19 protein-coding genes and 1 tRNA gene are annotated in these 26,588 nt (G+C 73.4%); 17 read left to right on the top strand and 3 right to left on the bottom strand.

What is annotated here, in order from left to right; all coding sequences use genetic code 11:
- Nucleotides 1-67: 67 nt before the first annotated feature.
- The 11 genes from ACWCXC_RS32770 (at nucleotide 68) to ACWCXC_RS32720 (ending at nucleotide 15,628) form a co-directional block, all read left to right on the top strand.
- A complete protein-coding gene (locus ACWCXC_RS32770) occupies nucleotides 68-1,372 on the top strand; it encodes an extracellular solute-binding protein (RefSeq protein WP_450891393.1) in 1,305 nt (434 codons plus the stop codon).
- Nucleotides 1,373-1,374: 2 nt separating this feature from the next.
- Nucleotides 1,375-2,346: a carbohydrate ABC transporter permease gene (locus tag ACWCXC_RS32765; RefSeq protein WP_450891392.1), complete on the top strand. Its 972-nt coding sequence runs from the start codon at nucleotides 1,375-1,377 to the stop codon at nucleotides 2,344-2,346.
- On the top strand, nucleotides 2,343-3,191 hold the full coding sequence (locus ACWCXC_RS32760) for a carbohydrate ABC transporter permease (protein ID WP_450682928.1): 849 nt from the start codon (nucleotides 2,343-2,345) through the stop codon (nucleotides 3,189-3,191). The genes ACWCXC_RS32765 and ACWCXC_RS32760 overlap by 4 nt, the downstream gene beginning before the upstream one ends.
- Before the next feature lies 1 nt (nucleotide 3,192).
- Nucleotides 3,193-4,830: a beta-N-acetylhexosaminidase gene (locus ACWCXC_RS32755; protein ID WP_450682927.1), complete on the top strand. Its 1,638-nt coding sequence runs from the start codon at nucleotides 3,193-3,195 to the stop codon at nucleotides 4,828-4,830.
- Between the two features lie 334 nt (nucleotides 4,831-5,164).
- Nucleotides 5,165-6,061: an FAD binding domain-containing protein gene (locus ACWCXC_RS32750; RefSeq protein ID WP_450682926.1), complete on the top strand. Its 897-nt coding sequence runs from the start codon at nucleotides 5,165-5,167 to the stop codon at nucleotides 6,059-6,061.
- A complete protein-coding gene (locus tag ACWCXC_RS32745) occupies nucleotides 6,058-7,665 on the top strand; it encodes a 2Fe-2S iron-sulfur cluster-binding protein (RefSeq protein WP_450891391.1) in 1,608 nt (535 codons plus the stop codon). Before ACWCXC_RS32750 ends, ACWCXC_RS32745 begins: the two co-directional genes overlap by 4 nt.
- Nucleotides 7,662-10,010 carry a xanthine dehydrogenase family protein molybdopterin-binding subunit gene (locus ACWCXC_RS32740; RefSeq protein WP_450682924.1) on the top strand — a complete coding sequence of 783 codons (2,349 nt, stop codon included), beginning with the start codon at nucleotides 7,662-7,664 and terminating at the stop codon, nucleotides 10,008-10,010. Before ACWCXC_RS32745 ends, ACWCXC_RS32740 begins: the two co-directional genes overlap by 4 nt.
- A 48-nt stretch (nucleotides 10,011-10,058) precedes the next feature.
- Entirely contained in the window at nucleotides 10,059-11,714 is a 1,656-nt protein-coding gene (locus ACWCXC_RS32735) for a PucR family transcriptional regulator (protein ID WP_450891390.1), read from the top strand.
- A gap of 154 nt (nucleotides 11,715-11,868) precedes the next feature.
- On the top strand, nucleotides 11,869-13,248 hold the full coding sequence (locus tag ACWCXC_RS32730; RefSeq protein ID WP_450891389.1) for a diaminopimelate decarboxylase: 1,380 nt from the start codon (nucleotides 11,869-11,871) through the stop codon (nucleotides 13,246-13,248).
- Nucleotides 13,245-14,078, top strand: a complete 834-nt coding sequence (locus tag ACWCXC_RS32725; RefSeq protein ID WP_450682921.1) for a M55 family metallopeptidase — start codon at nucleotides 13,245-13,247, stop codon at nucleotides 14,076-14,078. Before ACWCXC_RS32730 ends, ACWCXC_RS32725 begins: the two co-directional genes overlap by 4 nt.
- A gap of 122 nt (nucleotides 14,079-14,200) precedes the next feature.
- Nucleotides 14,201-15,628, top strand: a complete 1,428-nt coding sequence (locus ACWCXC_RS32720) for an amino acid permease (protein ID WP_450682920.1) — start codon at nucleotides 14,201-14,203, stop codon at nucleotides 15,626-15,628.
- A 55-nt stretch (nucleotides 15,629-15,683) separates the two neighbouring features.
- Here ACWCXC_RS32720 and ACWCXC_RS32715 read toward each other — a convergent pair.
- Nucleotides 15,684-15,758 (bottom strand) — tRNA-Cys (locus ACWCXC_RS32715).
- Nucleotides 15,759-15,944: 186 nt separating this feature from the next.
- Here ACWCXC_RS32715 and ACWCXC_RS32710 point away from each other — a divergent pair.
- Nucleotides 15,945-17,411 carry an MFS transporter gene (locus ACWCXC_RS32710; RefSeq protein ID WP_450891388.1) on the top strand — a complete coding sequence of 489 codons (1,467 nt, stop codon included), beginning with the start codon at nucleotides 15,945-15,947 and terminating at the stop codon, nucleotides 17,409-17,411.
- A 174-nt stretch (nucleotides 17,412-17,585) separates the two neighbouring features.
- Entirely contained in the window at nucleotides 17,586-19,367 is a 1,782-nt protein-coding gene (locus ACWCXC_RS32705) for a DEAD/DEAH box helicase (protein ID WP_450682918.1), read from the top strand.
- Between the two features lie 81 nt (nucleotides 19,368-19,448).
- Here ACWCXC_RS32705 and ACWCXC_RS32700 read toward each other — a convergent pair whose 3' ends face one another.
- Nucleotides 19,449-20,000, bottom strand: a complete 552-nt coding sequence (locus ACWCXC_RS32700; protein ID WP_450682917.1) for a hypothetical protein — start codon at nucleotides 19,998-20,000, stop codon at nucleotides 19,449-19,451.
- A gap of 266 nt (nucleotides 20,001-20,266) precedes the next feature.
- Between ACWCXC_RS32700 and ACWCXC_RS32695 the strand changes: the two genes are divergently transcribed.
- The 4 genes from ACWCXC_RS32695 (at nucleotide 20,267) to ACWCXC_RS32680 (ending at nucleotide 26,330) form a co-directional block, all read left to right on the top strand.
- Nucleotides 20,267-21,913 carry a hypothetical protein gene (locus ACWCXC_RS32695; RefSeq protein ID WP_450891387.1) on the top strand — a complete coding sequence of 549 codons (1,647 nt, stop codon included), beginning with the start codon at nucleotides 20,267-20,269 and terminating at the stop codon, nucleotides 21,911-21,913.
- Between the two features lie 115 nt (nucleotides 21,914-22,028).
- A complete protein-coding gene (locus ACWCXC_RS32690; RefSeq protein ID WP_450682915.1) occupies nucleotides 22,029-24,041 on the top strand; it encodes a hypothetical protein in 2,013 nt (670 codons plus the stop codon).
- Between the two features lie 338 nt (nucleotides 24,042-24,379).
- The gene (locus tag ACWCXC_RS32685; protein WP_383640860.1) at nucleotides 24,380-25,021 is read left to right on the top strand and encodes an IclR family transcriptional regulator; all 642 of its coding nucleotides are present in this window, start codon (nucleotides 24,380-24,382) and stop codon (nucleotides 25,019-25,021) included.
- A gap of 520 nt (nucleotides 25,022-25,541) precedes the next feature.
- On the top strand, nucleotides 25,542-26,330 hold the full coding sequence (locus tag ACWCXC_RS32680) for a S16 family serine protease (RefSeq protein WP_450682914.1): 789 nt from the start codon (nucleotides 25,542-25,544) through the stop codon (nucleotides 26,328-26,330).
- Between the two features lie 25 nt (nucleotides 26,331-26,355).
- Here the strand turns inward: ACWCXC_RS32680 and ACWCXC_RS32675 are convergent, their stop codons facing one another.
- Nucleotides 26,356-26,556 carry a hypothetical protein gene (locus ACWCXC_RS32675; protein WP_450682913.1) on the bottom strand — a complete coding sequence of 67 codons (201 nt, stop codon included), beginning with the start codon at nucleotides 26,554-26,556 and terminating at the stop codon, nucleotides 26,356-26,358.
- Between the last annotated feature and the right edge of the window lie 32 nt (nucleotides 26,557-26,588).

The raw sequence follows: 26,588 nt of genomic DNA, 5'->3' as shown, positions 1-26,588 counted from the left end.
TCCTGCCTGTTGTGCAGAACGAAACATGCGTTGCGCATGCTGCAACGCCTACCGGTAGGGGTTCCGGATGAAGATTTCTGCCCGAACGGCCGCCCCGGTCGCGGCCCTCCTCCTGGCGGGGCTCACCGCCACCGCCTGCGCTCCGCAGACCTCCGGCACCGGCACGGACAAGGACGAGAAGTCCGGCACGCTCCGCGTCTGGCTCTTCCAGGAGGTCGGCAACAAGCCCAAGGAGAAGGTCGTCGACGCCGCCGTCGCCGCCTTCGAGAAGAAGCACGACGGCGCGAAGGCCGAGATCGAGTACATCCCGGTCGAGACCCGCGCCCAGCGCGTCAAGGCCGCGTTCAACGACCCCAAGAGCGCCCCCGACCTCATCGAGTACGGCAACACCGACACCGCCGGCTACGTCAAGGACGGCGGACTGGCCGACATCAGCGCCGAATTCGCCGCCTGGGACGAGGCCAAGGACACCGACCCGGCCGCCAAGCAGTCCGTCACCGTCGGCGGCAAGGTCTACGGCGCCCCCCTCTTCGTCGGCGTACGCGCCCTCTACTACCGCACCGACGTCTTCGCCGACCTGGGCATACGGCCGCCGAAGTCCCAGGCCGAACTCGTCTCCACCGCCAAGAAGATCCACAAGAAGAAGCCCGGCCTCTACGGCCTCGCGGTCGGCGGCGCCTACACCTACGGCGCGATGCCCTTCATCTGGGCCCACGGCGGCGAACTCGCCGACGAGAGCGGCGGCACGTACAAGGCCGCCATCAACGGCGACAAGGCCCGCAAGGGCATCGAGACCTACACCTCGCTCTTCGGCGACACCAACTGCCCCGCCGCCAAGTGCGCGGCCATGGGCGGCAACGCGACCGTCACCGCCTTCGCCTCCGGAAAGGCCGCCATGGCCATCGGCGGCGACTTCAGCCACGCCGCCGTCGAGGCCGGAAGCGTCAAGGGGAAGTACGCCGTCGTCCCGCTGCCCGGCGTGGCCGAGGGCTCCATCGCCCCGGCCTTCGCGGGCGGCAACAACATCGGCGTGCTGAAGAGCTCCGCCCACCGCACGCTCGCCGTGGACCTGATGAAGGAGCTGACCGGCAAGGCCACCCAGGCGAAGATGTTCGACGCGATGGGCTTCCTGCCCACGTACAAGGATGTCCGGGCCGACGCCGCCGAGCGCGAGCCGTTCGTCGCACCGTTCGTCGAGACCCTCGGCGCGGGCGCCAGATTCGTCCCCGCCTCACCGGCCTGGGGGCAGATCGACTCCTCGCTGATCCTGCCGACGATGTTCCAGGAGATCGTCAGCGGCCGCAAGGACGTCACCGCCGCCTCCGACGCCGCCGCGAAGAAGATGGACGCGGCGTTCGCCGACGCGGGCTGACGATGACGGCGAACAGCACGGCGTACCAGGCGCCCCCCGCGACCGGCACGGGCGGCCCCCCTCCGCGCCCGCGCCGGCGCCGCCCGGCCTCCCCGGCCGGGCGGCCGGGGTGGACCCCCTGGCTCTATCTGCTGCCCGCGCTCGCCCTGCTGGGCGCGCTGCTGGTCTACCCCATCTACCAACTCGGCCTGATCTCCGTCCTGGAGTACACCCAGGCCCAGGTCAGCGGCGGCGAACCGGCCACCTTCCAGGGCCTGGGCAACTACGCGGAACTCTTCGGCGACAGCCAGTTCTGGCAGGTGCTGCTCGCCACCGTGGTCTTCGCCGCCGCCTGCGTGCTGGCCACGCTGCTCACCGGCTGCGCCCTGGCGGTCCTGCTGACCCGGGTGCGGGCGGTGCCCCGGCTCGCCCTCACCCTGGCCGCGCTCGGCGCCTGGGCGACCCCCGCGATCACCGGCTCCACCGTCTGGGTGTTCCTCTTCGACGCCGACTTCGGGCCCGTCAACCGCGTCCTCGGACTCGGGGACCACTCCTGGACGTACGGGCGCTACAGCGCCTTCGCGCTGGTGCTCCTCGAAGTGCTGTGGTGCTCGTTCCCGTTCGTGATGGTGACCGTGTACGCGGGCATCCGGGCGATCCCCGCCGAGGTGCTGGAGGCCGCCGCGCTGGACGGCGCCTCGCAGTGGCGGATCTGGCGCTCGGTCACGGCCCCGATGCTGCGGCCGATCCTGGTCGTCGTCACCATCCAGTCGGTGATCTGGGACTTCAAGGTCTTCACCCAGATCTACGTGATGACGAACGGCGGCGGCATCGCCGGCCAGAACCTGGTGCTCAACGTGTACGCGTACCAGAAGGCGTTCGCGTCCTCGCAGTACTCCCTCGGCTCGGCGATCGGCGTCGTGATGCTGGTGATCCTGCTGGCCGTCACGCTGGTCTACCTGCGCCTGATGCGACGTCAGGGGGAGGCGCTGTGAAGCTGCCCGAAGCCCTGCGGGTGCGCAGGCCCGGCCGGCTGGCCGCCGAGGCCGCCGCGCTCCTGATCGCCGCCCTCGTCGCCTTCCCGCTCTACTGGATGGTGCTCTCGGCCCTCAAACCGGCCGGCGAGGTCCAGTCCGCCCACCCCAGGCCGTGGACGCTCTCCCCGTCCCTGGACTCCTTCCGCCGGGTCTTCCAGCAGGAGGAGTTCGGGCGCTACTTCGTCAACAGCCTGACCGTCGCCTGCACGGTCGTCGTCGCCTCCGCGGTGATCGCGTTCCTGGCGGCGACGGCGGTCACCCGGTTCCGGTTCCGCTTCCGGACCACGCTGCTCATCATGTTCCTGATCGCGCAGATGGTGCCGGTCGAGGCGCTGACCATCCCGCTGTTCTTCCTGATGCGGGACCTCGGCCAGCTGAACACCCTCGGCTCCCTGATCCTGCCGCATCTGGCCCTCTCGCTGCCCTTCGCGATCTGGATGCTGCGCGGCTTCGTCGCCGGCGTCCCGGAGGCGCTGGAGGAGGCGGCGTACATCGACGGGGCGAGCCGCACCCGCTTCCTGTGGCAGATCCTCTTCCCCCTGGTTCTGCCCGGACTGGTGGCGACGAGCGTCTTCTCGTTCATCTCCACCTGGAACGACTTCCTCTTCGCGAAGTCGTTCATCATCAGCGACACCTCACGGTCGACCCTGCCGATGGCGTTGCTGGTCTTCTTCAAACCCGATGAGAACGACTGGGGCGGGATCATGGCAGCCTCGACGGTGATGACCGTCCCCGTGCTGGTCTTCTTCGTACTCGTACAGCGACGCCTGGTCTCCGGACTGGGCGGAGCGGTTAAGGACTGACATGGTGCATCCGATCCCGGCGCCGCTGAGCGCCGCCTACCCCGCCGACACGGCCGGCTTCGTCCTGGACCGGGACACCGTGCTCGACGCTCCGGAGGGCACCGGGGGCGTCGCCTCGCTGCTGCGCTCCACGATCGGCGCCGCCACCGGACTGCCGCTCGCCCCCGGCACCGCCGGTCCCGCCGTCCGGCTCCGCCTCGACGCGGACACCGCGGGCGCCCTGGGCGAGGAGGGCTACCGGCTCGCGGCGGACCCGGATGGCGTCACGCTGACCGCCGCCGCCCCGGCCGGGCTGCACTGGGGCGTCCAGACGCTCCGCCAACTGCTCGGCCCGGACGCCTTCCGTCGCGCCCCGGTGGACCCGGACCGGGTCTGGACCGTCCCCGCCTGCGTGATCGAGGACCGCCCCCGCTTCGGCTGGCGCGGGCTGATGCTCGACGTGGCCCGGCACTTCATGCCCAAGACCGACGTCCTGCGCTATCTCGACCTGATGGCCGCCCACAAGCTCAACGTGTTCCACTTCCACCTCAGCGACGACCAGGGCTGGCGCGTCGAGATCAAGCGCCACCCCCGGCTGACCGAGGTCGGCGCCTGGCGGGCCCGGACCAAGTACGGCCACCGCGCCTCCGAGCTGTGGGACGAGACCCCGTACGGCGGCTACTACACCCAGGACGACATCCGCGAGATCGTCGCCTACGCCGCCGCCCGGCACATCCGGGTGGTCCCCGAGATCGACATCCCGGGCCACTCGCAGGCCGCCATCACCGCCTACCCGGAGCTGGGCAACACCGATGTGATCGACACCTCGGCGCTGACCGTCTGGGACGACTGGGGCGTCACGCCCAACGTGCTCGCCCCCACCGACACCGTCCTGCGGTTCTACGAGGGCGTCTTCGAGGAACTGCTGGAGCTGTTCCCGGCGGACGTCTCGCCGTTCGTCCACGTCGGCGGCGACGAGTGCCCCAAGGACCAGTGGAAGCGGTCGCCGACGGCGCAGGCGCGCATCGAGGAGCTCGGCCTCGCCGACGAGAACGAGCTCCAGTCCTGGATCATCCGGCACTTCGACGCCTGGCTGACCGCGCGCGGCCGGCGCCTCATCGGCTGGGACGAGATCCTGGAGGGCGGTCTCGCGGAGGGCGCGGCCGTCTCCTCCTGGCGCGGCTACCGGGGCGGGATCGCCGCCGCCGAGGCCGGGCACGACGTGGTGATGTGCCCGGAGCAGCAGGTGTATCTGGACCACCGTCAGCACGGCGGCCCCGACGAGCCGATGCCCATCGGGTACGTCCGGACGCTGGAGGACGTCTACCGCTTCGAGCCGGTTCCGCCGGCGCTGTCGCCGGAGGCGGCCCGGCACGTCCTGGGCACCCAGGCCAATGTGTGGACCGAGGTCATGCAGAACCGCTCCCGCGTCGACTACCAGGTCTTCCCGCGCCTGGCGGCCTTCGCCGAGGTGGCCTGGTCCGCCCTGCCCGCCCCGGACGAACGGGACTTCGCGGAGTTCGAGCGCCGGATGGCCGGGCATTATGCGCGCCTGGACGCACTGGGGGTCGAGTACCGGCCGCCGGCCGGACCGCTGCCGTGGCAGAAGCGCCCCGGGATCCTCGGCCGCCCGATCGAGGGAGCACCCCCGAACGTGTGAGTCCGCCCGCACTCCGGTTGCCGCCGCCCCCGTCCCCGCGACGGGGGCGGCGGTGCCGTTCCAGGCCGGATCGCCGGGTGCGCGGGGTCCGCGTACCGGTCGGCACATGTCCCCGTATAAGTCGTACAAGACCGCCCAGGGGTGGCAATTCGCCATCCGCTCCGAATCTGGGTGAAAGCGGACCATCCCCCAGGTCAGGGACGGATGCTCCCTTCGTGGACCCTCGCGTCGGCCCGGTCCGAAGATGTGCCAGAGTTGCCACGTCCGGGCTTCGAGCACGTACCGTACGGCGAAACAGGCGGGACAGCCGGGACACCGGGAAGGGGCAGCTGGGTTGACCATGCACGCACCACAGGCAACGCAGTCCGTCATGCTGCCTGCCTCGCTGGACGAGGCCGTGGCGGCCCTCGGCGCCATGCCCGCGGCCGTCCCCGTGGCAGGCGGAACGGACCTGATGGCGGCCGTCAACAAGGGGCTCCTGCGCCCCTCCGGGCTCGTCGGCCTCGGCCGGATCAGCGAGCTGCGCGGCTGGCACTACCAGGACGGCCACGCCCTGCTGGGCGCCGGCCTCACCCACGCACGCATGGGGCGGCCCGACTTCGCCGCCCTCATCCCCGCGCTCGCCGCCTCCGCGCGCGCCGCGGGCCCCCCGCAGATCCGCAACGCCGGCACGCTCGGCGGCAACATCGCCACCGCGGCCCCGACCGGCGACGCCCTGCCGGTCCTGGCCGCCCTGGAGGCCGAGCTGGTGATCGCCGGCCCCGGCGGCGCCCGCCGCGAGATCCCGGTCTCCCATCTGCTGGCCGGCCGCGAAATGCTCCAGCCCGCCGAGCTGATCGGCTTCGTCCGGGTGCCGCTCCTGCACGCCCCGCAGGTCTTCCTCAAGGCCACCGGCCGCACCGGCCCCGGCCGCGCCACCGCCTCCGTCGCGATCGTCCTCGACCCGGCCCGGCGCGGGGTGCGCTGCGCGGTCGGCGCCATCGCGCCGATGCCGCTGCGCCCGCTGGAGGCGGAACGCTGGATCGCCTCGCTGATCGACTGGGACGGCGAACGGGGCCTGGCCGCCGACGCGCTGGCCGCCTTCGGCGAGTACGTCGCCGCGGCCTGCATCCCCGACCAGGCACCGCCCGCCGACGGGGGAGAGGCACCACCGCTGCCCCCGGCCGTACTGCACCTGCGGCGGACCGTCGCCGCACTGGCCCGACGCGCGCTGGGGAGGGCACTGTCGTGAGCAACGAGGACCGCGCCGCACAGGGGCACGGGGGCTGGGAGCCGACCGCGCACGGCGAGTACGACGCCGACGCGACGGCCTTCGTCCACCTGCCGCCCGAGGACCTGGCGAACATTCCGCTCGCCGCGCCCGGCCAGGGCTATGTGCCGCCGATGATCCTGCCGCTGACCCCCGCGCCCGGCGTCGACCCGACGGCCCCCGGCGGCTGGGCCGCCCCGCAGCCGGAGCCCGGCGCGGAGCCCGCGCCCGCCCCGGTGCACTGGCCCGACCCGAACCAGCAGGACCAGCGGGACCAGCAGCCGGCGTACGGCTATCCGCACCCCGTGCGGGAGCCCGAGCGGTACGCGGAGGACCCGGGCGCCACCGCCCACTGGAACTTCACCGAGGCCGGCGGTCCCGCCGAGCCCGCCGGCCACACCGGCCAGTGGACGATCCCCGTCGCGGGCGGCGACCTCCCGGAGGAGTCCGGGGAGTTCTCGGCCTCCGCGCTGGCCGCCGGCTGGTACGCGGAGCGCACCCCGCCGGCCACCCTGCCGGGCGGTGCCCCCGCCCCGTGGGCGACGCAGCAGCCGGAGCCGGAGCCGGAGGCCGCGCCCGAACCGGTCGCGGAATCCGCCCCCGCCGAGACGGACGGCGCCCCGGCCGAGAGCCCGGCCCCGGAGCAGGCGCCCGCCCCCGCCGAGCCGCCCGCCGCCTCCGACCCCGCCGCCCCCTCCGTCTCTGCCGAGCCCTCTCCTTCCGTGGAGCCCGTCTCCGCCGAGCCCGCCCCGGCCGGGTCCGCCGCCTTTGCCGAGGCGGAACCCCCGGCACCGGAACAGCCATTGGCCGAGGACGCCGACCGGCGGACCGCCGGCGAGCCCGCGCCCGCACCGGAGACCGGCACCGCACCGGAGGCGGACACCGCCGACGGCTCGGCCGCGCTCCCGGAGGCGGACGGGACCCCGGCACCGGACGCGACGGCCCCCGGACCGGACGCCCCGCTCACCGCGGCCGCCGATCTGCCCAGCGAGCACCCGGCCGTCTCCTACGTCCTGCACGTCAACGGCGCCGACCGGCCGGTCACGGACGCCTGGATCGGCGAGTCGCTGCTCTACGTGCTGCGCGAGCGCCTCGGCCTCGCCGGGGCGAAGGACGGCTGCTCCCAGGGCGAGTGCGGCGCCTGCAACGTCCAGGTCGACGGACGCCTCGTCGCCTCCTGCCTGGTCCCGGCGGCCACCGCGGAGGGCAGCGAGGTCCGCACCGTCGAGGGCCTGGCCGTCGACGGCGAACCCTCCGACGTCCAGCGGGCGCTGGCCGCGTGCGGGGCCGTCCAGTGCGGCTTCTGCATCCCCGGCATGGCCATGACCGTCCACGACCTGCTGGAGGGCAACCACGCCCCCAGCGAGCTGGAGACCCGCCGGGCGCTCTGCGGCAACCTCTGCCGCTGCTCCGGCTACCGGGGCGTCCTCGACGCCGTCAACGAGGTCATCGCCGGCCGCGAGGCCGCGGCCGGGGCGGCCGCCGCGCAGGAGGCCGCCGACCGGGACGAGGCCCGCATCCCGCACCAGGCGCCGCCCGGCGCGGGTAGTGTGCAGGCCCCTCTCCAGGACGGAGGCATGGCGTGAGCAACGACGCGGCCACCGCGGCGGGCGCGACCCCCACCGCGATCAGCATCCCGGCCCCGGCCGGGGCCGGCGGCCCGGCCGCCGAGCGCCCCACGCTCGGCATCGGCTCCTCGCTGCCGCACGCCGACGCCCGCGCCAAGACCGAGGGCACCTTCCCCTACGCCGCCGACCTGTGGGCCGAGGGGCTGCTCTGGGCGGCCGTGCTGCGCTCCCCGCACCCGCACGCCCGCATCCTGTCCGTCGACACCTCCGGCGCCCTGAGCATGCCCGGGGTCCGCGCCGTGGTCACCCACGAGGACGTCCCCGGCGACGGCTCCTACGGGCGCCGCGTCGTCGACCGCCCGGTCTTCGCCTCCGACCTGGTCCGCCACCACGGCGAGCCGATCGCCGCGGTCGCCGCCGACCACCCCGACACCGCCCGGCTGGCCGCCGCCGCCATCGCCGTCCAGTACGAGGTCCTGGAACCGGTCACCGACCCGGAGAAGGCGTTCGCCGCCGAGCCGCTGCACCCCGACGGCAACCTCATCCGCCACATCCCGCTGCGCTACGGCGATCCGGAGGCCACCGGCGAGGTCGTCGTCGAGGGGCTGTACCGGATCGGCCGCCAGGACCCCGCGCCCATCGGCGCCGAGGCCGGGCTCGCCGTGCCCCGCCCCGACGGCGGCGTGGAGATCTACACCGCCTCCACCGACCCGCACACCGACCGGGACCTGGCCGCCGCCTGCTTCGGCCTCGAACCCGACCGGGTGAAGATCGTCGTCACCGGGGTGCCCGGCGCGACCGGCGACCGCGAGGACCCCGGCTTCCAGCTCCCGCTCGGCCTGCTGGCGCTGCGCACCGGATGCCCCGTCAAGCTGGCCGCCACCCGCGAGGAGTCCTTCCTCGGCCACGCCCACCGCCACCCCACCCTGCTGCGCTACCGCCACCACGCGGACGCCGAGGGCCGGCTGGTCAAGGTCGAGGCCCAGATCCTGCTGGACGCGGGCGCCTACGCGGACGCCTCCTCGGAGTCCCTGGCCGCCGCCGTCGCCTTCGCCTGCGGGCCCTACGTCGTCCCGCACGCCTTCATCGAGGGCTGGGCGGTCCGCACGAACAACCCGCCCTCCGGCCACGTCCGGGGCGAGGGCGCGATGCAGGTCTGCGCCGCCTACGAGGGGCAGATGGACAAGCTGGCCGCCAAGCTGGGCATCGACCCGGCCGAGCTGCGGCTGCGCAACGTCCTGGCCACCGGCGACCTCCTGCCCACCGGCCAGACGGTCACCTGCCCGGCCCCGGTCGCCGAACTGCTGCGCGCCGTGCGCGAGGCCCCGCTGCCCTCGCTGCCCAAGGACTCCCCGGAGGACGACTGGCTGCTGCCCGGCGGTCCCGAGGGCGCGGGCGAACCCGGCGCCGTGCGGCGCGGCGTGGGCTACGCGCTGGGCATGGTCCACATGCTCGGGGCCGAGGGCGCCGACGAGGTCTCCACCGCCACGGTCCGGGTCCACGACGGCGTCGCCACCGTCATCTGCGCCGCCGTCGAGACCGGCCAGGGCTTCTCCACGCTGGCCCGCCAGGTGGTTCAGGAGACCCTGGGCATCGAGGAGGTGCACGTCGCCGCCGTCGACACCGACCAGCCCCCGGCGGGCGCGGCGACGCACGGCCGCCACACCTGGGTCTCCGCCGGAGCGGTCGAACGCGCCGCGAAGATGGTCCGCACCCAGCTGCTCCAGCCGCTGGCCCACAAGTTCGGCATGTCCACCGAACTGCTCCAGATCGCCGACGGCAAGATCACCTCGTACGACGGGGTGCTCTCCACCACCGTCACCGAGGCGATGGACGGCAAGGAACTGTGGGCCACCGCCCAGTGCCGCCCGCACCCCACCGAACCGCTGGACGAGTCCGGCCAGGGCGACGCCTTCGTCGGCATGGCGTTCTGCGCCGTCCGCGCGGTGGTGGACGTCGACATCGAGATCGGCTCCGTCCGGGTCGTCGAGATGGCCCTCGCCCAGGACGTCGGGCGGGTCCTCAACCCCGCCCAGCTGGCCGCCCGGATCGAGGCGGGCGTCACCCAGGGCATCGGCGCGGCGCTGACGGAGAACCTGCGCACCGCCCGCGGTCTGGTCCGCCACCCGGACCTGACCGGGTACGCGCTGCCGACGGCGCTGGACGTCCCCGAGATCCGCATCGTCAAGCTGGTCGAGGAACGCGACGTGGTCGCCCCCTTCGGCGCCAAACCCGCCTCCGCCGTCCCCGTCGTCACCTCGCCCGCGGCCGTCGCGGCGGCGGTCCGGGCCGCCACCGGCCGCCCGGTCAACCGCCTCCCGATCCGTCCGCAGGCGGCGGTCGTGACGCCCCCCAAGGGCTGACCTTCCCCGTCATCGCCGCACCGTCGCCCGTGCGGCGATGATGGGAGCATGCACATCCGCGCAACGGACGGTCCGGGCCAGGGGGCGACCCTGGCCCAGCTCCTCGCCCTGATCGCCCCGGGCACGCTCGACGTCGTCGCGGCCCCGCTCACCACCGCCGTGCCCGCCCTGGACGTGGTGCTGCACGACGCCGGGGAGGACCGGGACGAGGACTCCTGGGCGGCCACCGGACTGGTCCTGCTGGCCGTGGGCGTCGAGGCCGGGTCGCCGGAAGCCGCCGACGTGCTGCGCGCCGCGGACCGGGCGGGGGCGGCGGCCGTGGTCGTGCGGCGCGGCGGCCGGGGTCCCCGGGCCTCGCTCGTGGAGGCGGCGGAGCGGGGGCGCACCGCCCTGCTGACCCTGCGGCCCGGACAGGGCTGGACCGAACTGCTCGGCCAGTTGCGGACGGCCCTGGTGCACAGCGTCCCGGACCGCTCCGGCGACGCGGCCGGGGTGGCCGGACTGCGGCTGGGCGATCTGTCCGGCCTGGCCAACACCGTGGCGGACCTCGTCGGGGGAGCGATCACGATCGAGGACCCGCAGTCCCGCGTCCTCGCGTACTCGCGCATGGACCACGAACCCGACCCGATGCGCCGGCTGACGATCCTCGGCCAGGAGGTGCCCCGCTGGCGGGTCGTCGAACTCCGCGAGAGCGGCTTCTTCCGGACCCTGTGGAACACCGACGACGTGGTGCGCCTGCCCGCCGACGGGCGCTACGCCGAACGGCTGGCGGTCGCGGTGCGGCACGGCTCCGAGGTCCTCGGCTCGATCTGGGCCGCCGCCGACGGACGGCCGCTGGCCGGGGACGCGGCGGCGGCCCTGCGCACGGCCGCACGTGCCGCCGTCCCCCATCTGTCGCACCACCGCACCTGGGGCCGGGCCGCGGCCCGCGCCCGTGAGGAGACCGTGCTCGCGCTGCTGGCCGGCAGCGTCCGTGCGGCCCACGACGTCGGAATCGTCCGGGGCCGGCGCCACGCGGTGATGGTCGCGGAGGCCCACCCCGGGCCGCCGGGGGAGGAGACGGTCCCCGAGGCCCCGGAGGACCGGGTCCTCGACGTGCTCGCGCTCCAGGCCGCCGCCTACCGCCCCGGCTGTGTGACCGCCCGCTCGGGACGGCGGCTGTACGTGCTGGTGCCGGCCGCGGACGGCGAGGCGGACCCCGCGCGCACGCTGCTGGCGACCGCCCGCTCGGTGCCGCGCGGAGCGGTCCTCGCCGGGGCCGGACCGGTGGTGGCGGACGTGGCGGAGCTGCCGGACTCCCGCGAGGCGGCGGAGCTGGTGGTGCGGGTCCTGCGGGAGCGGGCCGGGCGCCGTCCGGAGGCCGGATCGGCGGTGGCCTCGTACGAGGAGGTGGCGGCCGAGGCGACGGTGCTGCGGCTGCTCGACCGGGTGGAGCCGCTGTGGGCACGGGGGGAGGGGCCGGTGCACGCGATGCTGGCGCACGACGCGGCGCACGGCTCCTCGTTCGGCGAGTCCGTCGCGGCCTATCTCGACGCCTTCGGCGACGCGGCCGGGGCCGCCCGGCGGCTCACCGTGCACCCCAACACGCTGCGGTACCGGCTGCGCCGGGCGCGCGAGCTGTTCGGCGTGGACCTGTCCGACCCGGCCGTACGGCTCCTGGCCGACCTGGGCCTGCGCCTGTCCCGCCGCCCGGCCGAATCATGATCACGTAGTTGTCCGGCTGCACGGAGGAACCCGCCGGGACTGGTCGTGCCCGACGAAGACAGACCGGGTCTTCCGCGCCGAAGCTGAGCACATTCCCCCGCCGCCGACGTGCGGCGGTGCAGGAGCGGCCCCGGTACTCAGGAGTGTGGTTCAGGTGTCTTCCCCTTCGGTCTCCCCGCGCGAGCGCGCCCGTGACGCGGCCCTCTCCCGCGCGGTCGGGGAGGGACTGCTCGGCCCCGGCGCGCCCCTCGTCGGCCTGCTCGACGTCGACGGCGTCCTGGCGGCCGTCGACGCGCTGAACGAGGCGTTCGAGGGGCCGGCCGCCGTCCAGCACACCTTCGCCGCCAAGGCCTGCGGACTGGTGCCGGTCCTGCGGCTGCTCGCCGAGGCCGGCATGGGCTGCGAGGTGGCCTCGCCCGGCGAGCTGGAGCAGGCGCTGGCGGCCGGCTTCACCCCGGACCGGCTGGTCTTCGACAGCCCCGCGAAGACCGTCGAGGAGCTGGAGTTCGCCCTGGAGCACGGCATCGCGATCAACCTGGACAACTTCCAGGAGCTGGAGCGCGTCGACCGCCTGCTCGCCGGCCGCGAACCGTCCGGCCCCATCGGACTGCGCGTCAACCCCCAGGTCGGCGCGGGCGCCATCGGGGCGATGAGCACGGCCACGGCGACGAGCAAGTTCGGCGTCGCGCTGCGCGACCCCGGGGCCGAGGACGCCGTGATCGACGCCTTCGTACGCCACCGGTGGCTCAACCGGCTGCACGCCCACGTCGGCTCGCAGGGCTGCCCGCTCCCGCTGATCGCCCAGGGCATCGGTGCCGCGTACGACCTCGCCGAGCGCGTCAACGGACGGCTGGGGCACGCCCGGATCACCGGCCTGGACATCGGCGGCGGCCTGCCGGTCAACTTCTCCGACGACGACGACCGCCCCACCTACGCCGACTACGTCGCCGCGCTGCGCGCCGCCGTCCCCGGGCTCTTCGACGGCCGCTACACCCTCGTCACCGAGTTCGGCCGCTCACTGCTCGCGAAGAGCGGCACCATCGGCTCGGTCGTCGAATACACCAAGTCCGCCGGCGGCCGGCGGATCGCCGTCACCCACGCGGGGGCCCAGGTGGCCACCCGTACCGTGTTCATGCCCGAGTCCTGGCCCCTGCGCGTCGGCGTCTTCGACGGAGCCGGCCGACCCAAGGAGGGCCCCACCGAGGTCGTCGACATCGCGGGCCCCTGCTGCTTCGCCGGGGACCTCACCGCCACCGCCCGCGAGCTCCCGGTGATCGAGCCCGGGGACGTGGTGGCGCTGTACGACACCGGGGCGTACTACTTCTCATCGCACTTCTCCTACAATTCCCTGCCCAGGCCCGCTGTGTACGGCTATCGCACGAATGCGGACGGACAGGTGCGGCTCGCCCTGATCCGCGAGGCCCAGAGCGTGCGCGAGGTCGTCGAGGAGAGCGGCCTGGCCCACGCCGACGCCCTGGTGGCCCTGTGCGCGGACGGCCCGGAGCACGGAACGACGAAGGAGGTGGCGGAGTGACGCGTGTCCTCATATCCGCCGACATGGAAGGGGCGACGGGAACGGTCTCGCCGGCCGACGTCGCCGCGGGAACCCCGCGCTACGAGCGGTTCCGCCGGCTGCTCACCCAGGACGTGAACGCCGCTGTCGCCGGGTTCGCCGAGGCGGGCGCCGACGAGATCGTCGTCAACGACGCCCACTGCGGCATGGACAACGTCCTCATCGAGGAACTCGACCCGCGCGCGGTGCTGATCGTCGGCCGGCAGAAGCCGCTCGGCATGCTGGAGGGCCTGGAGGAGGGCATCGACGCGCTGGCGTTCGTCGGCTACCACACCGGCGCCGGCGACGAGGGCGTCCTCGCCCACACCTACCTCTCGCACAGCATCACCGGCGTCCGCATCGACGGCGAACCCGTCAGCGAGGGCGCGTTCAACGCCCTGGTCGCCGCCGAGGCCGGCGTCCCGGTCGTCCTCGTCACCGGCGACGACCTCACCTGCCGCGAGGCCGCCGCCTACGCACCCGGCTGCCGGACCGTCGCCGTCAAACGGGCGATCTCGCGGCACGCCGCCGTCTGCCGCACCCCGGCCGTCACGGCGGCCGACATCCGCCGCGAGGCCGCCGCCGCGCTCGCGGCGCCCCCGCCCCGCCCCACCCGGCGCCCCGCGCCGCACGTGGTCGAGACCGACGTGGACAGTCCCCACCTCGCGGACCGCGCGTGCGCCCTGTCCGGAGTCGAACGGTCCGGCCCCCGCACCGTCCGCGTCACCACCCCCGACGCCCTCACGGCCCTGCGCCGCTTCCGCGCCCTCAGCTGGGTGATCGGCGGCGGTCGCGAGGGCGACTGGACCTGAGCCGGACCCCTCCCGGCGGCCCGCACCCCCTCCGGGCCGCCGCCCTCCCGACGGCGTGCCCGCACCCGCCCGAGCGGATCCCACCCCCCTTGCACGACATTGCCCCCGACTGGAGCTGTGCCATGTCTTCTCCCGTACCGCAGAAGGAACCGCGGAGCCCGCAACCGCCGCTCAGCCGCTCGCTGCGCAACCGCCACATGTCGATGATCGCGATCGGCGGCGCGATCGGCGCCGGACTGTTCGTGGGCAGCGGCTCGGTCATCAAGACCGCGGGCCCGGCGGCGATCGTCTCCTACTGCCTGGCCGGCGCGCTCGTGCTGTGCACCATGCGGATGCTCGGCGAGATGGTCGTGGCCAAACCGTCCGCCGGCTCCTTCGCCGACTACGCGCGCACGGCGATCGGGCCGTGGGCGGGCTTCACCATCGGCTGGCTGTACTGGTACTACTACGTGATCATCGTGGCCGTGGAGGCCGTCGCGGGCGCGGCCATCCTGCACGCCTGGCTCGATCTGCCGCTCTGGGTCCTCGCCATGGGCCTGATGGTCGTGATGACCGCGACCAACCTGCTCTCCGTGAAGTCCTTCGGCGAGTTCGAGTTCTGGTTCTCCTCGGTGAAGGTCGCCGCGATCGTGGCCTTCCTGATCGTCGGCGGACTCTACGTCTTCGGCGCCTGGCCGGGCGCCTCCTTCGACTTCTCCAACCTCACCGCCCACGGCGGCTTCGCGCCCAACGGGTTCACCGCGATCTTCTCCGCGATCGTCGTGGTCATCTTCGCCTTCGGCGGGGCCGAGATCGTCACCATCGCCGCCGCCGAGAGCAAGGAGCCCGAACGCTCGGTGGCACGTGCCACCACCGGGATCATCTGGCGGATCATCCTCTTCTACGTCGGCTCCATCGTCCTGGTCGTCACGATCGTGCCCTGGGACAGCGCCAAGGTCCTGGCCAGCCCGTACGTCGCCGCCTGGAAGATCATCGGGCTGCCGGGCGCCGGCGTCGTGATGGACGTCGTGATCCTCACGGCCGTCCTGAGCGTGCTCAACTCCTCGGTCTACGTCTCCTCGCGGATGCTGCGCGCGCTCGCCACCCACGGCGACGCCCCCACCTGGCTCGTGGCGACCAACAAGCGCCAGGTCCCGGCCCGCGCGATCCTCGCCGGGACCGTGGTCGGCTGGATCTCGGTGCTGCTGGCCTACCTCTCCCCGGACACCGTCTTCACCTACCTGGTGAACTCCTCCGGCGCGATCGCCATCTTCATGTACCTGATGATCGGGGTGTCCCAACTGCGCATGCGGCGGAGGCTGGAGCGCGAGGCGCCCGAGCGGCTGACCCTGCGCATGTGGCTCTTCCCGTATCTGACCTGGGTCGTCATGGCCGGATTCGCGGCCGTGCTGGTGGCCATGGCCGTGATCGCCGACCAGCGCACGCAGCTCTTCACCAGCCTCGGCAGCCTGGCCGTCGTCCTCGTCGCGTACGCGGTGCGCAGGGCGCGCGGCAGCCGGCCGGAGCCGGTCGCGGAGAGCCGCGAGGCGGACCCGGTGTCCAGCTCCTGACCTGCGAGAACGACGAACCGCCCGCCCCCGGACGCGGGGGCGGGCGGTTCGTCCGTGGAGACCGTGACCGGATTCGAACCGGTGTAACTCGAGTTGCAGTCGAGCCCCTGAGCCTCTCGGGCACACGGTCCTGCGGTGGTGCGATGCCTCGACGTTAGGCCCGGGGCGGGCGGGGGCTCAAGGGTGCGGGCCGCCGCGCCATACGACTGCCACACTCCGTTCATGTTCGGCCCCGGCGGTCCTACGACCAAGGGCGGAGGACGGAGCCGTCCCGCGACAGGGTCCACACCGGATTTCGGCCCTTACTCTTGAGCGCATGACCGTCCTGGAACCCCGCGACGCCGAGGTCGCGCCGCAGCTCGAAGACCCCGCAGCACCCTCCGGGACGGCCGAAGGGGTTCTCGGGCGCACCTACCGGGCGCTCAGCGTCGGCATCGTCTCGGTGGTCTTCCTGATCGCCTTCGAGGCGACCGCCGTGGGGACCGCGATGCCGGTCGCCGCCCGGGAGCTCGACGGCATCCCGCTCTACGCCTTCGCCTTCTCCGCGTACTTCACCACCAGCCTCTTCGCGATGGTCCTCTCCGGCCAGTGGGCCGACCGGCGCGGGCCGCTCGCCCCGCTGGCCGCCGGCATCAGCGCCTTCGGCGCCGGGCTGCTGCTGTCGGGGACCGCGGGGAGCATGTGGCTCTTCATCGCCGGACGGGCCGTGCAGGGGCTGGGCGGCGGGCTGGTGATCGTCGCGCTGTACGTGGTGATCAGCCGGGCCTACCCGGAGCGGCTGCGCCCGTCGATCATGGCCGCGTTCGCCGCGAGCTGGGTGATCCCGTCGGTCGTGGGGCCGCTGGCCTCCGGAAGCGTGACCGAGCACCTGGGCTGGCGCTGGGTCTTCGTCGGCATCCCCGTCCTGGTCGTCTTCCCGCTGGCGCTCGCGCTGCCCGCGATCCGGCGCAGGGCCTCGGGGCCGGCGGACCCGGAGGCGCCGGTGGAACCGTACGACCGCCGGCGCATCGCGCTCGCGCTGGGCATCTCGCTGGGCGCCGGGCTGCTCCAGTACGCCGGCCAGGAGCGGAACTGGCTCTCCCTGCTGCCGGCCGCCGCCGGCATCGCGCTGCTCGTCCCCGCGATCCGCGGCCTGCTGCCCCCGGGCACCGGGCGCGCGGCCCGCGGACTGCCCGCCGTGGTGCTGCTGCGCGGGGTGGCGGCGGGGTCCTTCATCGCCGCCGAATCGTTCGTCCCGCTGATGCTCGTCACCGAGCGCGGCCTCTCCCCGACCCTGGCCGGCCTCTCCCTCGCCGCGGGCGGCGGCACCTGGGCGCTGGGTTCGTACGTCCAGTCCCGCCCCCGCCTCGAACCGCACCGCGAGCGGCTGATGGTGGGCGGCATGGTCCTCGTCGCCGCGGCGATAGCCACCGCCCCGGCGGTGCTCCTCCATGCGGTCCCCGTCTGGACCGTCGCCGTCGCCTGGGCCTTCGGCTGCTTCGGCATGGGCATGGTGATCGCCTCCACCAGCGTCCTGCTCCTCAAGCTCTCCGCCCCCGAGGAGGCCGGCGCCAACTCCGCCGCCCTCCAGATCTCCGACGGCCTCTCCAACGTCCTCCTCCTCGCGGCGGGCGGCGCCGCCTTCGCGGCCCTGGGCGGGGGAGCGGTGGGCGCCGTCCACGACGCGGCCGAGGCGACCGCCTCGGGCTCCCACCCGGGGGCCTTCGCCGTGGTCTTCCTGCCCATGGCAGCGGTGGCCCTGGCGGGGGCGTGGGTGGCGGGGCGGGTGCGGGCGAGAGCGTAGTCCCGCGTGGGGGAGCGACCTTGTGAAGCGGGTCTCAGAGGTGCCGAACCACGGCTGCTCCGTACGGGGTTCCCGCTCGCCCCCCGGTAGGGTGGCCCGGTTGTCGTATCGCGTACGGGCCCCCGGTCCGCGCGGACAGCGCCCCACGTACCCGAGAGACCCGAACCGGAGACCGTGACTACTACCGCCTCCCACCACCTCTCACCCGCCTTTCCCGGCCGCGCCCCCTGGGGCACGGCCGGCAAGCTGCGAGCCTGGCAGCAGGGCGCCATGGAGAAGTACATCCAGGAGCAGCCGCGCGACTTCCTCGCGGTCGCCACCCCCGGCGCGGGGAAGACCACCTTCGCGCTGACCCTCGCCTCGTGGCTGCTGCACCACCACGTCGTGCAGCAGGTCACCGTCGTCGCCCCGACCGAGCACCTGAAGAAGCAGTGGGCGGAGGCGGCGGCCCGGATAGGGATCAAGCTGGACCCCGAGTACAGCGCGGGCCCGCTGAGCAAGGAGTACCACGGCGTCGCCGTGACGTACGCGGGCGTCGGGGTCCGCCCCATGCTGCACCGCAACCGCTGCGAGCAGCGCAAGACGCTGGTGATCCTGGACGAGATCCACCACGCCGGCGACTCCAAGTCCTGGGGCGAGGCATGCCAGGAGGCGTTCGACCCGGCGACCCGGCGGCTCGCGCTCACCGGCACGCCGTTCCGCTCGGACACCAACCCGATCCCGTTCGTCGTGTACGAGGAGGGCAACGACGGCATCCGCCGCTCCTCGGCCGACTACACCTACGGCTACGGGAACGCGCTCGCCGACGGCGTCGTCCGCCCGGTCATCTTCCTCAGCTACAGCGGCAACATGCGCTGGCGCACCAAGGCCGGTGACGAGATCGCCGCCCGCCTCGGCGAACCGATGACCAAGGACGCCATCGGGCAGGCCTGGCGCACCGCGCTGGCCCCCACCGGCGAGTGGATCCCCAATGTGCTCAGCGCCGCCGACAAGCGGCTCACCGAGGTCCGCAAGGGCATCCCCGACGCGGGCGGCCTGGTCATCGCGACGGACCAGGAGTCGGCGCGCGAGTACGCCAAGATCCTGAAGCGGGTCACCGGCGAGAAGGCCACCGTCGTCCTCTCCGACGAGAAGGCCGCCTCCAAGAAGATCGACCGGTTCAGCGCGGACGACTCCCGCTGGATGGTCGCGGTCCGCATGGTGTCGGAGGGCGTCGACGTGCCCCGGCTGGCCGTCGGCGTGTACGCCACCACCATCTCGACGCCCCTCTTCTTCGCCCAGGCCGTCGGCCGCTTCGTGCGCTCCCGCCGGCGCGGCGAGACCGCGTCCGTCTTCGTCCCCACCATCCCGATGCTGCTCGACTTCGCCAACGAGATGGAGGTCGAGCGCGACCACGTCCTCGACAAGCCCAAGAAGGGCGGCGACGAGGAGAACCCGTTCTCCGAGGAGGACAAGCTCCTCGCCGACGCGGAGCGGCTGGAGGACGAGGAGACCGAGGAGCAGCTGCCCTTCGAGGCGCTGGAGTCCGACGCGGTCTTCGACCGGGTGCTGTACGACGGCGCCGAGTTCGGCATGCAGGCCCACCCGGGCAGCGAGGAGGAGCAGGACTACCTCGGCATCCCCGGCCTCCTCGAACCCGACCAGGTGCAGCTGCTGCTCCAGAAGCGGCAGACCCGGCAGATCGCGCACAGCCGGCAGAAGCCCGCCGCCGAGGCCGACCTCCTGGAGAAGCCCGCCCACGAGCGGCCCGTCGTCACCCACAAACAACTGCTTGAGCTGCGCAAACAGCTCAACACCATGGTGTCCGCCTACACCCACCAGAGCGGCAAGCCGCACGGCGTCATCCACACCGAACTGCGCCGGGTCTGCGGCGGACCGCCCAGCGCGGAGGCCACCGCCGGCCAGATCGAGCAGCGGATCAAGAAGGTCCAGGAGTGGGCCACCCGCATGCGGTGAGCGGGCGGGGCCGCGTACGCGCGCACCGGCCCGGTGCGGGGACAGGAGCCCCGCACCGGGCCGGTTCCATGCCGGGGGGTGCTACCAGACGAACGGCGCCGACTGGACCGATGTCGCCACGCAGTACACGGTGGCGACCGTCGGGGACGACGTCACGATCTTGAGCGTGTAGTTCGTGGACGTGGCCGGGGCCGACAGCACCGTGAGGTTGGTGCTGTCGCCGGCCGCCAGGGTGCCGGAGCTGAGCTTCAGCGGCCCGAGGGTGATCGGGTTGGGGTAGCTCATGCCCGGGTTCGCCTTGGCGGAGAACTCGACGACGCCCGCGCCCTTGGCGACCCTCAGCGTCGTCGTGATGCTGTTCGGGTCCGCACTCGACCCGGACGGCATCGTGATCGCCGAGGACGTCAGCTTGATGGACTTGGACGTGCCGCTGTCGGCCGCGGTGAGGGTGGCCAGGCCACTGCCCCAGGAACCGCAGTCGAAGGAGGCGGTCGCCGTGGTCGGGGTCACCGCGAACGCCGTCGGTGAGGACAGCGCGAGCAGCGCGCCGGCCGAACAGACCGCGCCCAGTGCCAGCGGCAGGTGTCTTCGGACGGGTCTACGGGTGGTGCCACGGATCGAAGAGATCGACATGACGGGTGGAACTCCTTCCGGTGTGAATTCCGCGTTATCGCGCTCCGCCGACGTCGGTGCATTCGGCGGAGATGCGGATCTGCCTGCCGGGCCCGGCATGTCGGGTGCAGTGAAACGGTGATCTTCGAAGAAGTCAACAGACATGCGGAAAACGCCTGGAGAAATGCTTTTCGGGCATTTCAGAAAGGATCAATCGGCCTTCTCTTGACTTCTCTGCACGTGCCCTCCTCAATGTGCGCAATCAATGGTCCATGAAGGGGTGTCAGGTGATCCGACGACGAAGACCCGGTGCGACCGGCCTGCTCGCTGCCTGCTTCGTACTGTCCCTGGGCTGCGCGGGCGCCGCGGCCTCACCGGTCTCGCCCGGCAGCGGCTCGGCCGCCGCCGGAACGGTGACGCCGACCGTCCACTGCACCCTGCCCGCCGGCCAGGGCGAGGCGACCGGACCGCAGGACATGACCGTGGAGCTGTCGCCGGCCGTCGTCGAACCGGGCGGCAAGGTGCACGCCAAGGTGACGCTCGGGCCGTCCCCCGCCACCAGCGGACTGCCCCTGGAGGACGTGCCGACCATCCCCAGCCTGGACCTGGCGATGTCCGGCGGGGCCACCGGAACCGTCACCGTGCGGGGCCCGGAGATCTCCATGGACATCCCGTCCGGGGTGCCCATCGAGATCCCGCCGTACGAGGGCGACTTCCTGGTGCCCGCCGACGCCTCGGGCGACGTCTCGTTCGCGCCCATCCGTACGCTCACGCAGACCAAGGTGCTCGGTTCGGTCTTCGAGACCCCCTGCGACGTGGTGTCCGGCGGCGACTCGTTCGGCAGCGTCACGGTGGAGGGCACGGCGGGCGAACCCGCCACCCTGACCGCCCCGGCCGGCCCGGTGCGCCCCAGCACCGCGGTGAAGCTGGGCGGCTCCGGGTGGACCCCGGACGCCACCGCCGTGCCCTCGCTCTGCGCGGTCGGCGGCGGTGGCTGCGATCCGCTGAAGTTCACCGCGAACAGCCTGCGGATCGACTCCTACGGCACCCTCACCGGCACCGCGACGCTCGGCCCGTCCGGGGCCGTGCCGAACGGCGCCTACGAGGTGAAGGTCAACGACGGCACCAAGGAGGCCACCGCCCCCCTCACCGTCGAGGCCGTCGCGGCCGGCGAGCGGGAGATGACCCTGTCCCCGGACCGCGGACCGGTCGGCACCGTCCTCACCGTCAGCGGTCGCAACTACAACCCGGACCGCTGGATCAACATCATCGGGCTCGACGCCTCGGGCACCGGGCTCGACGACAGCGCGGTCTACGTCAAGAGCGGCTCGGACGGCACCTGGTCCACGGAGTTCACCGTGATCTCCGACGCGATCGCCGCCGTCCAGTCCGACGAGGGCAACGACCCCGCGACCGTACGCACCGCCCCCTTCACCGTCACCACCGACGGCGGCGGCGGGGACGGGGCCACCGCCGAACAGCACCTGACCACCCAGGTCAGGGCCGGGACGCTGAGCATGAGCCAGGCGGGCGACACCGTCGACTTCGGCACCACGATCCTGGGCGACGGCACCGGCGACCAGCGCGCCCGGCTCAACCGGATCGAGGTCGAGGACGCCCGCGGCGTCAACAGCGGCTGGTCCCTGACCGCCACCCTCACCCCGTTCACCGGCCCCGACGGGAGCACCATCCCGGCCGGAGCGGTGCGCTGGACCCCGTCCTGCACCGCGCAGGCCGGCAGCGTGGGCACCCCGGTCGCCGGAGCGCCCACCGCCCTCGGGAGCGAGGCGGCGAGCCTCTGCCGGATGAACCCGGACGGATCGCGTCCGTTCACCGGCGGGACGTTCGACGCCGATGCCGATCTCGCGCTCACCGTTCCCGAATTCACCCGGCCCGGAGATTACAGCGCCACCCTCACCCTGACCCTGCTGTAAAGGGAGCCGGGGATATCCCGAAGGCGCCCGCCTGTTCCGTACGGCAATGGAGCAGGCGGGCGCCTTCCATTTCGCAGGCGGAGCACCCGCATTCCGTTTCCTTGGGAGGAGCCATATGTTCGCGCACCGCAGATCCGCCGGAGGCCGGGCCCGCCCGGCCTGGCGGCGGGCCGTCGCCCTGGGCGCCGGAGCCGTCCTCGTCTGGAGCGGGGGCGCCGTCGCCCTCGCCCCGCTCGCCCACGCGGGCACCATCACCCCGACCGTCCACTGCACCCTGCCCGCCGGCCAGGGCCAGGCGGACGGGCCGCAGCAGTTCGGCGTGGAGCTGACCCCCGACGTCGTCGACCCCGGCGGCAAGGTCCACGCCAAGGTCACCCTCGGCCCCTCGCCCGCCACCAGCGGGCTCAGCCTCAGCAACGTGCCCACCACGCCCAGCCTCGACCTCGCCATGTCCGGCGGCGCCACCGGCACGGTCACCGTCACCGGGCCCGAGGTCTCGCTCGACATCCCGTCCGGCAAGCCGATCGAGATCCCGCCGTACGAGGGCGACTTCCTCATCCCCGCCAACGCCAGCGGCCCCATCACCTTCACCCCGCTGCGCAACCTCACCCGCACCAAGGTGCTCGGCTCCACCTACGAGACGGCCTGCGTCGTCACCGCGGGCGGCGGCCCGATCGGCACCGTGACCGCCGAGGGCAGCGCCGGACAGCCGCCGACGCTGATCGCCCCGACGTCCCCGGTCCGCCCGTCCAGCGCCGTCACCCTGTCCGGCAGCCGCTGGACACCCGGCGGCACGCCCGTGGCCCAGCTCTGCGCGGCCGACGGCGGCGGTTGCGACGCCGCGAAGTTCGGCGCCTCCACCCTCGCCGTCAGCGCGTCCGGCCAGCTCACCGGCAGCGCCACCCTCGCCGGGGCGGGCGCGGTGCCGAACGGCTCGTACCTGGTGAAGGTCGGCGACGGTACGAAGGAGGCCACCGCGCCCCTGACCGTCCAGGCCTTCGTCCCCGACGGACCGCGCTCCATCGCCCTGTCCCGGGGCAGCGGACCGGTCGGCAGCGTGATCACCGTCAGCGGCGGCAACTACTACCAGGACCGCTGGGTCAACATCGTCGCCCTCGACGCGGGCGGCGCCACCCTGGACGACACCGCCGTCTATGTGAAGAGCCGTCCCGACGGCACCTTCTCCGCCGAGTTCACCGTCTCCGACCCGGCGATCGCCGCGATCCAGGTCGACGAGGCCAACGACCCCGCGACCGTACTGACCACGCCCTTCACCGTGACCGAGGCCGAGGCCACGCTCTCCGCCGGCGCCGCCAAGGTGAAACCCGGCGGCACCATCGGCGTCTCCGGCACCGGCTGGCCCTCCGGCACCGCCCCCGCCGCCGCGCTCTGCGCCGCCGACGGCACCGGCTGCAACGCCGCCGGGATCAGCGGCTCCACCCTGCGGATCAGCGCCGACGGCACCCTCTCCGGCACCGTCACGCCCGCCGGGTCCACCGCCCGGGGCGTCTACGCCCTGCGGGTCACCGCCGGCGTCTCCCAGGCCCTGACCCAGCTCACCGTCGCCCCCACCTTCGTCGTCCTCACCCCGGACTCCGGACCCCGGGGCACCTCGGTCACCGTCCTCGGCCAGGGCTTCGCCAAGGTGGCGACCGTCTCCATCGTCGGGCTGCGCGCCGACGGCTCGCAGACCTCCGACTCCGTACGCACCAAGGTGGTCGGCCTCGACGGGGCGTTCTCGCAGACCTTCACCGTCAACGCGGCCGACACCGTCGCCCTGCGGGTCCGCGAGGTCCTCGTCAACCCCCGCACCGAGACGGCCGCGTTCACCGTCCAGGACGGCTCGGTCCCGGCCGGCGCCTCCTTCGCCCTCTCCCCGCCGGAAGGACCGCCCGGCACCGTCGTCCAGGTGACCGGCCGGGGCTTCGCCCCCGTCGCCACGGTCTCCGTCACCGGACGCACCTCCGACGGCAAGCAGACCTCCGACTCCTACGTCACCCGGGTCATCGGACTCGACGGCACCTTCGCCCTCAACTTCACCGTCCGCGACCCGGCGACGAAGGCGATCAGGGCCTGCGAGGTCCTCGTCAACGGAAAAACGGTCCAAAAAATGTTCACGGTGAGTTAACGCCGGTTCACGTCTGATGCACAGAGCGTCGCGAGGGCGTCGGCCGACATGGACGCGCGTAGATGCGTCCGGTTCGGCCGGCGCCCCGCTGACCGGCACTTATGCTCGCCCCGCAGCGGCCGGATTCCACGGACGCCCGGATTCTGGACGAGGTCTTCCGCTGAGCGGACTGGCTCGCTACTGTCCCAAAAAAGTGAACGCGCCGTGGCAGTGCCGCCGCGGAGCGCAGCCGGTGCCTTGGCCAGGCCGGCGGCCTCTCGATGCGTTGCCGCTGGGACCGGTGACGCACCAAACCAAGGGAACCAGCCGCCGCCGCTCACCGAAGAGGAGAGGGCGTCGTGACCGCGGAGACCTCCCAGACGCTCGACCGGGGACTGCGTGTCCTCAAACTGCTCGCCGATACCGACCACGGCCTGACGGTCACCGAGTTGTCCAACAAACTCGGCGTCAACCGCACGGTGGTCTACCGTCTGCTCGCCACCCTGGAGCAGCACACCCTGATCCGCCGCGACCTCGGCGGGCGGGCCCGCGTGGGGCTCGGCGTGCTGCGCCTCGGCCGTCAGGTCCACCCGCTCGTCCGGGAGGCCGCGCTGCCCGCGCTGCGCTCGCTGGCCGAGGACATCGGGGCCACGGCCCATCTCACCCTGGTCGACGGCGCCGACGCGCTGGCCGTCGCGGTCGTCGAACCGACCTGGACGGACTACCACGTCGCCTACCGGGCCGGCTTCCGCCATCCGCTCGACCGGGGCGCGGCGGGTCGCGCGATCCTGGCCGCCCGGCAGAAGCCCGTCGGCGAGACGGCCTTCACCCTCACCCACGGGGAGTTGGAGGCCGGGGCCAGTGGCGCGGCCGCCGCGCTGATGGGGGTGACCGGGGTCGAGGGCAGCGTCGGCGTGGTGATGCTCGCCGACGCGGTGCCGGAGCGGGTGGGGCCCCGCGTCATCGACGCGGCCCGCGAGGTCGCTGACGCGTTGCGCTGACGGGGTCCCGTGGGGCGGGGTCCCGTGTGTGCGGGGGCCTTGTGCTCGGGGTTCCGTCCTCAATCGCCGGACGGGCTGGTTTGTGCGGGTTTCCCGTGGGGTGCGCCCAGGGTCGTCGTGTGGGGTCCGGGGTCCCTCCGGGGCGTCTCCTCGAACGACGAACGTGCGGGCACGACGGATACGTACCCCGGTCTGTGTTCGTCGTTCTGCGGGGACTCCCCTGCACGCCCCCGGACCGGCCGGTTCTGCGTCTGCGGCCCCGGGATTCGCCGGCGGGGGAGGGTAACCGGCGTTCGTGGCTCGGGTTCCACCGGGGGTAAGACGCCCGACCGGCCGGGTGGGGGCGCGCAGGGGAGTCCCCGCAGGAAATGGCGTACGACCCGGGTCCCTTGCGTACCCGGGTGCACACGCCATTTCTGAGGAGTCTCCCCGGAGGGGCACCACCCACCACCCACCGGACACAGGCGCACCCGCACCCCGCCCGGAGGGCCCCCGCGTGCGGGGCGGTTAGATTGGGCGGGTGTCCACACCTCGTTCGCGCCCCCGCACCCTCGCCCTGTGCGCCCTGCCGGTTCTCGCCCTGTTCGGGGTGGCCGCGTTCGCGCCGTTGCCGTTCACGCTGGCGCAGCCGGGGACGACGGCGGACGTGCTGGGGGACGATCACGGGACGCCGGTGATCAGCATCGAGGGCACCCCGACCCGGACGACGACGGGCCAGCTGCGGATGACGACGATCGTGGCGACGGGGCCGGACGCGAAGGTCGGGTTCGGGGACGTGCTGGACAGCTGGTTCCGGACGGACCGGGCGGTGATGCCGCACGACTCCGTGTACCCGAGCGGCGGGTCCGAGAAGGAGATCGAGCGGCACAACCTGGACGACATGGCGAAGTCGCAGGACGCGGCCGTCGACGCGGCGCTGAACTATCTGGGGCGCAAGCCCGGTTCGGTGGACGTCACGTTGCATCTGGCGGATGTGGGCGGCCCGAGCGCGGGGCTGTTCTTCGCGCTGGGCATCATCGACAAGCTCGACGGCGACGGTTCCGGCGGGGATCTCACCGGGGGCCGGACCATCGCCGGCACGGGCACCATTCAGGCGGACGGCGACGTCGGCGCGGTCGGCGGCGTCTCGCTGAAGACGCAGGCGGCCCGGCGGGACGGGGCGACCGTGTTCCTCGTGCCGAAGGCCGAGTGCGCGGAGGCGAAGGCCGAGCGGCCCGAGGGGCTGCGGCTGATCCCGGTGACGACGCTGAAGGACGCGGTGTCCTCGCTGCGGGCCCTGGAGCGCGGGGGGAAGGTTCCCGGCTGCTGATGCGCGCTCCGTGCTCGTGCCGGGGTCAGACCAGGCGGGGGGCGCGGGGCCGTACGACCGGGTTGCGGGGGATCACGCGCAGGCCCAGTTCGACCAGGCCCCAGCCCAGCCGGGTGCGCAGGTCCTGACGGGGGGCGGCCAGCAGGCCGAGGCGGAACTGGTCGGCGTGGGAGTGCAGTTCGGCGGCGCGGATGCGGTGCAGCTGGAGGTGGTTCTCGGCGTTCATGTCGGGTGTTCCTCTCGGTGGCGGAGCGCGGA

The sequence above is a fragment of the Streptomyces sp. NPDC001515 genome (assembly GCF_053597115.1).
The sequence above is the reverse complement of the archived record's forward strand: the minus strand, read 5'-3'. Positions and strand labels throughout refer to the sequence as shown.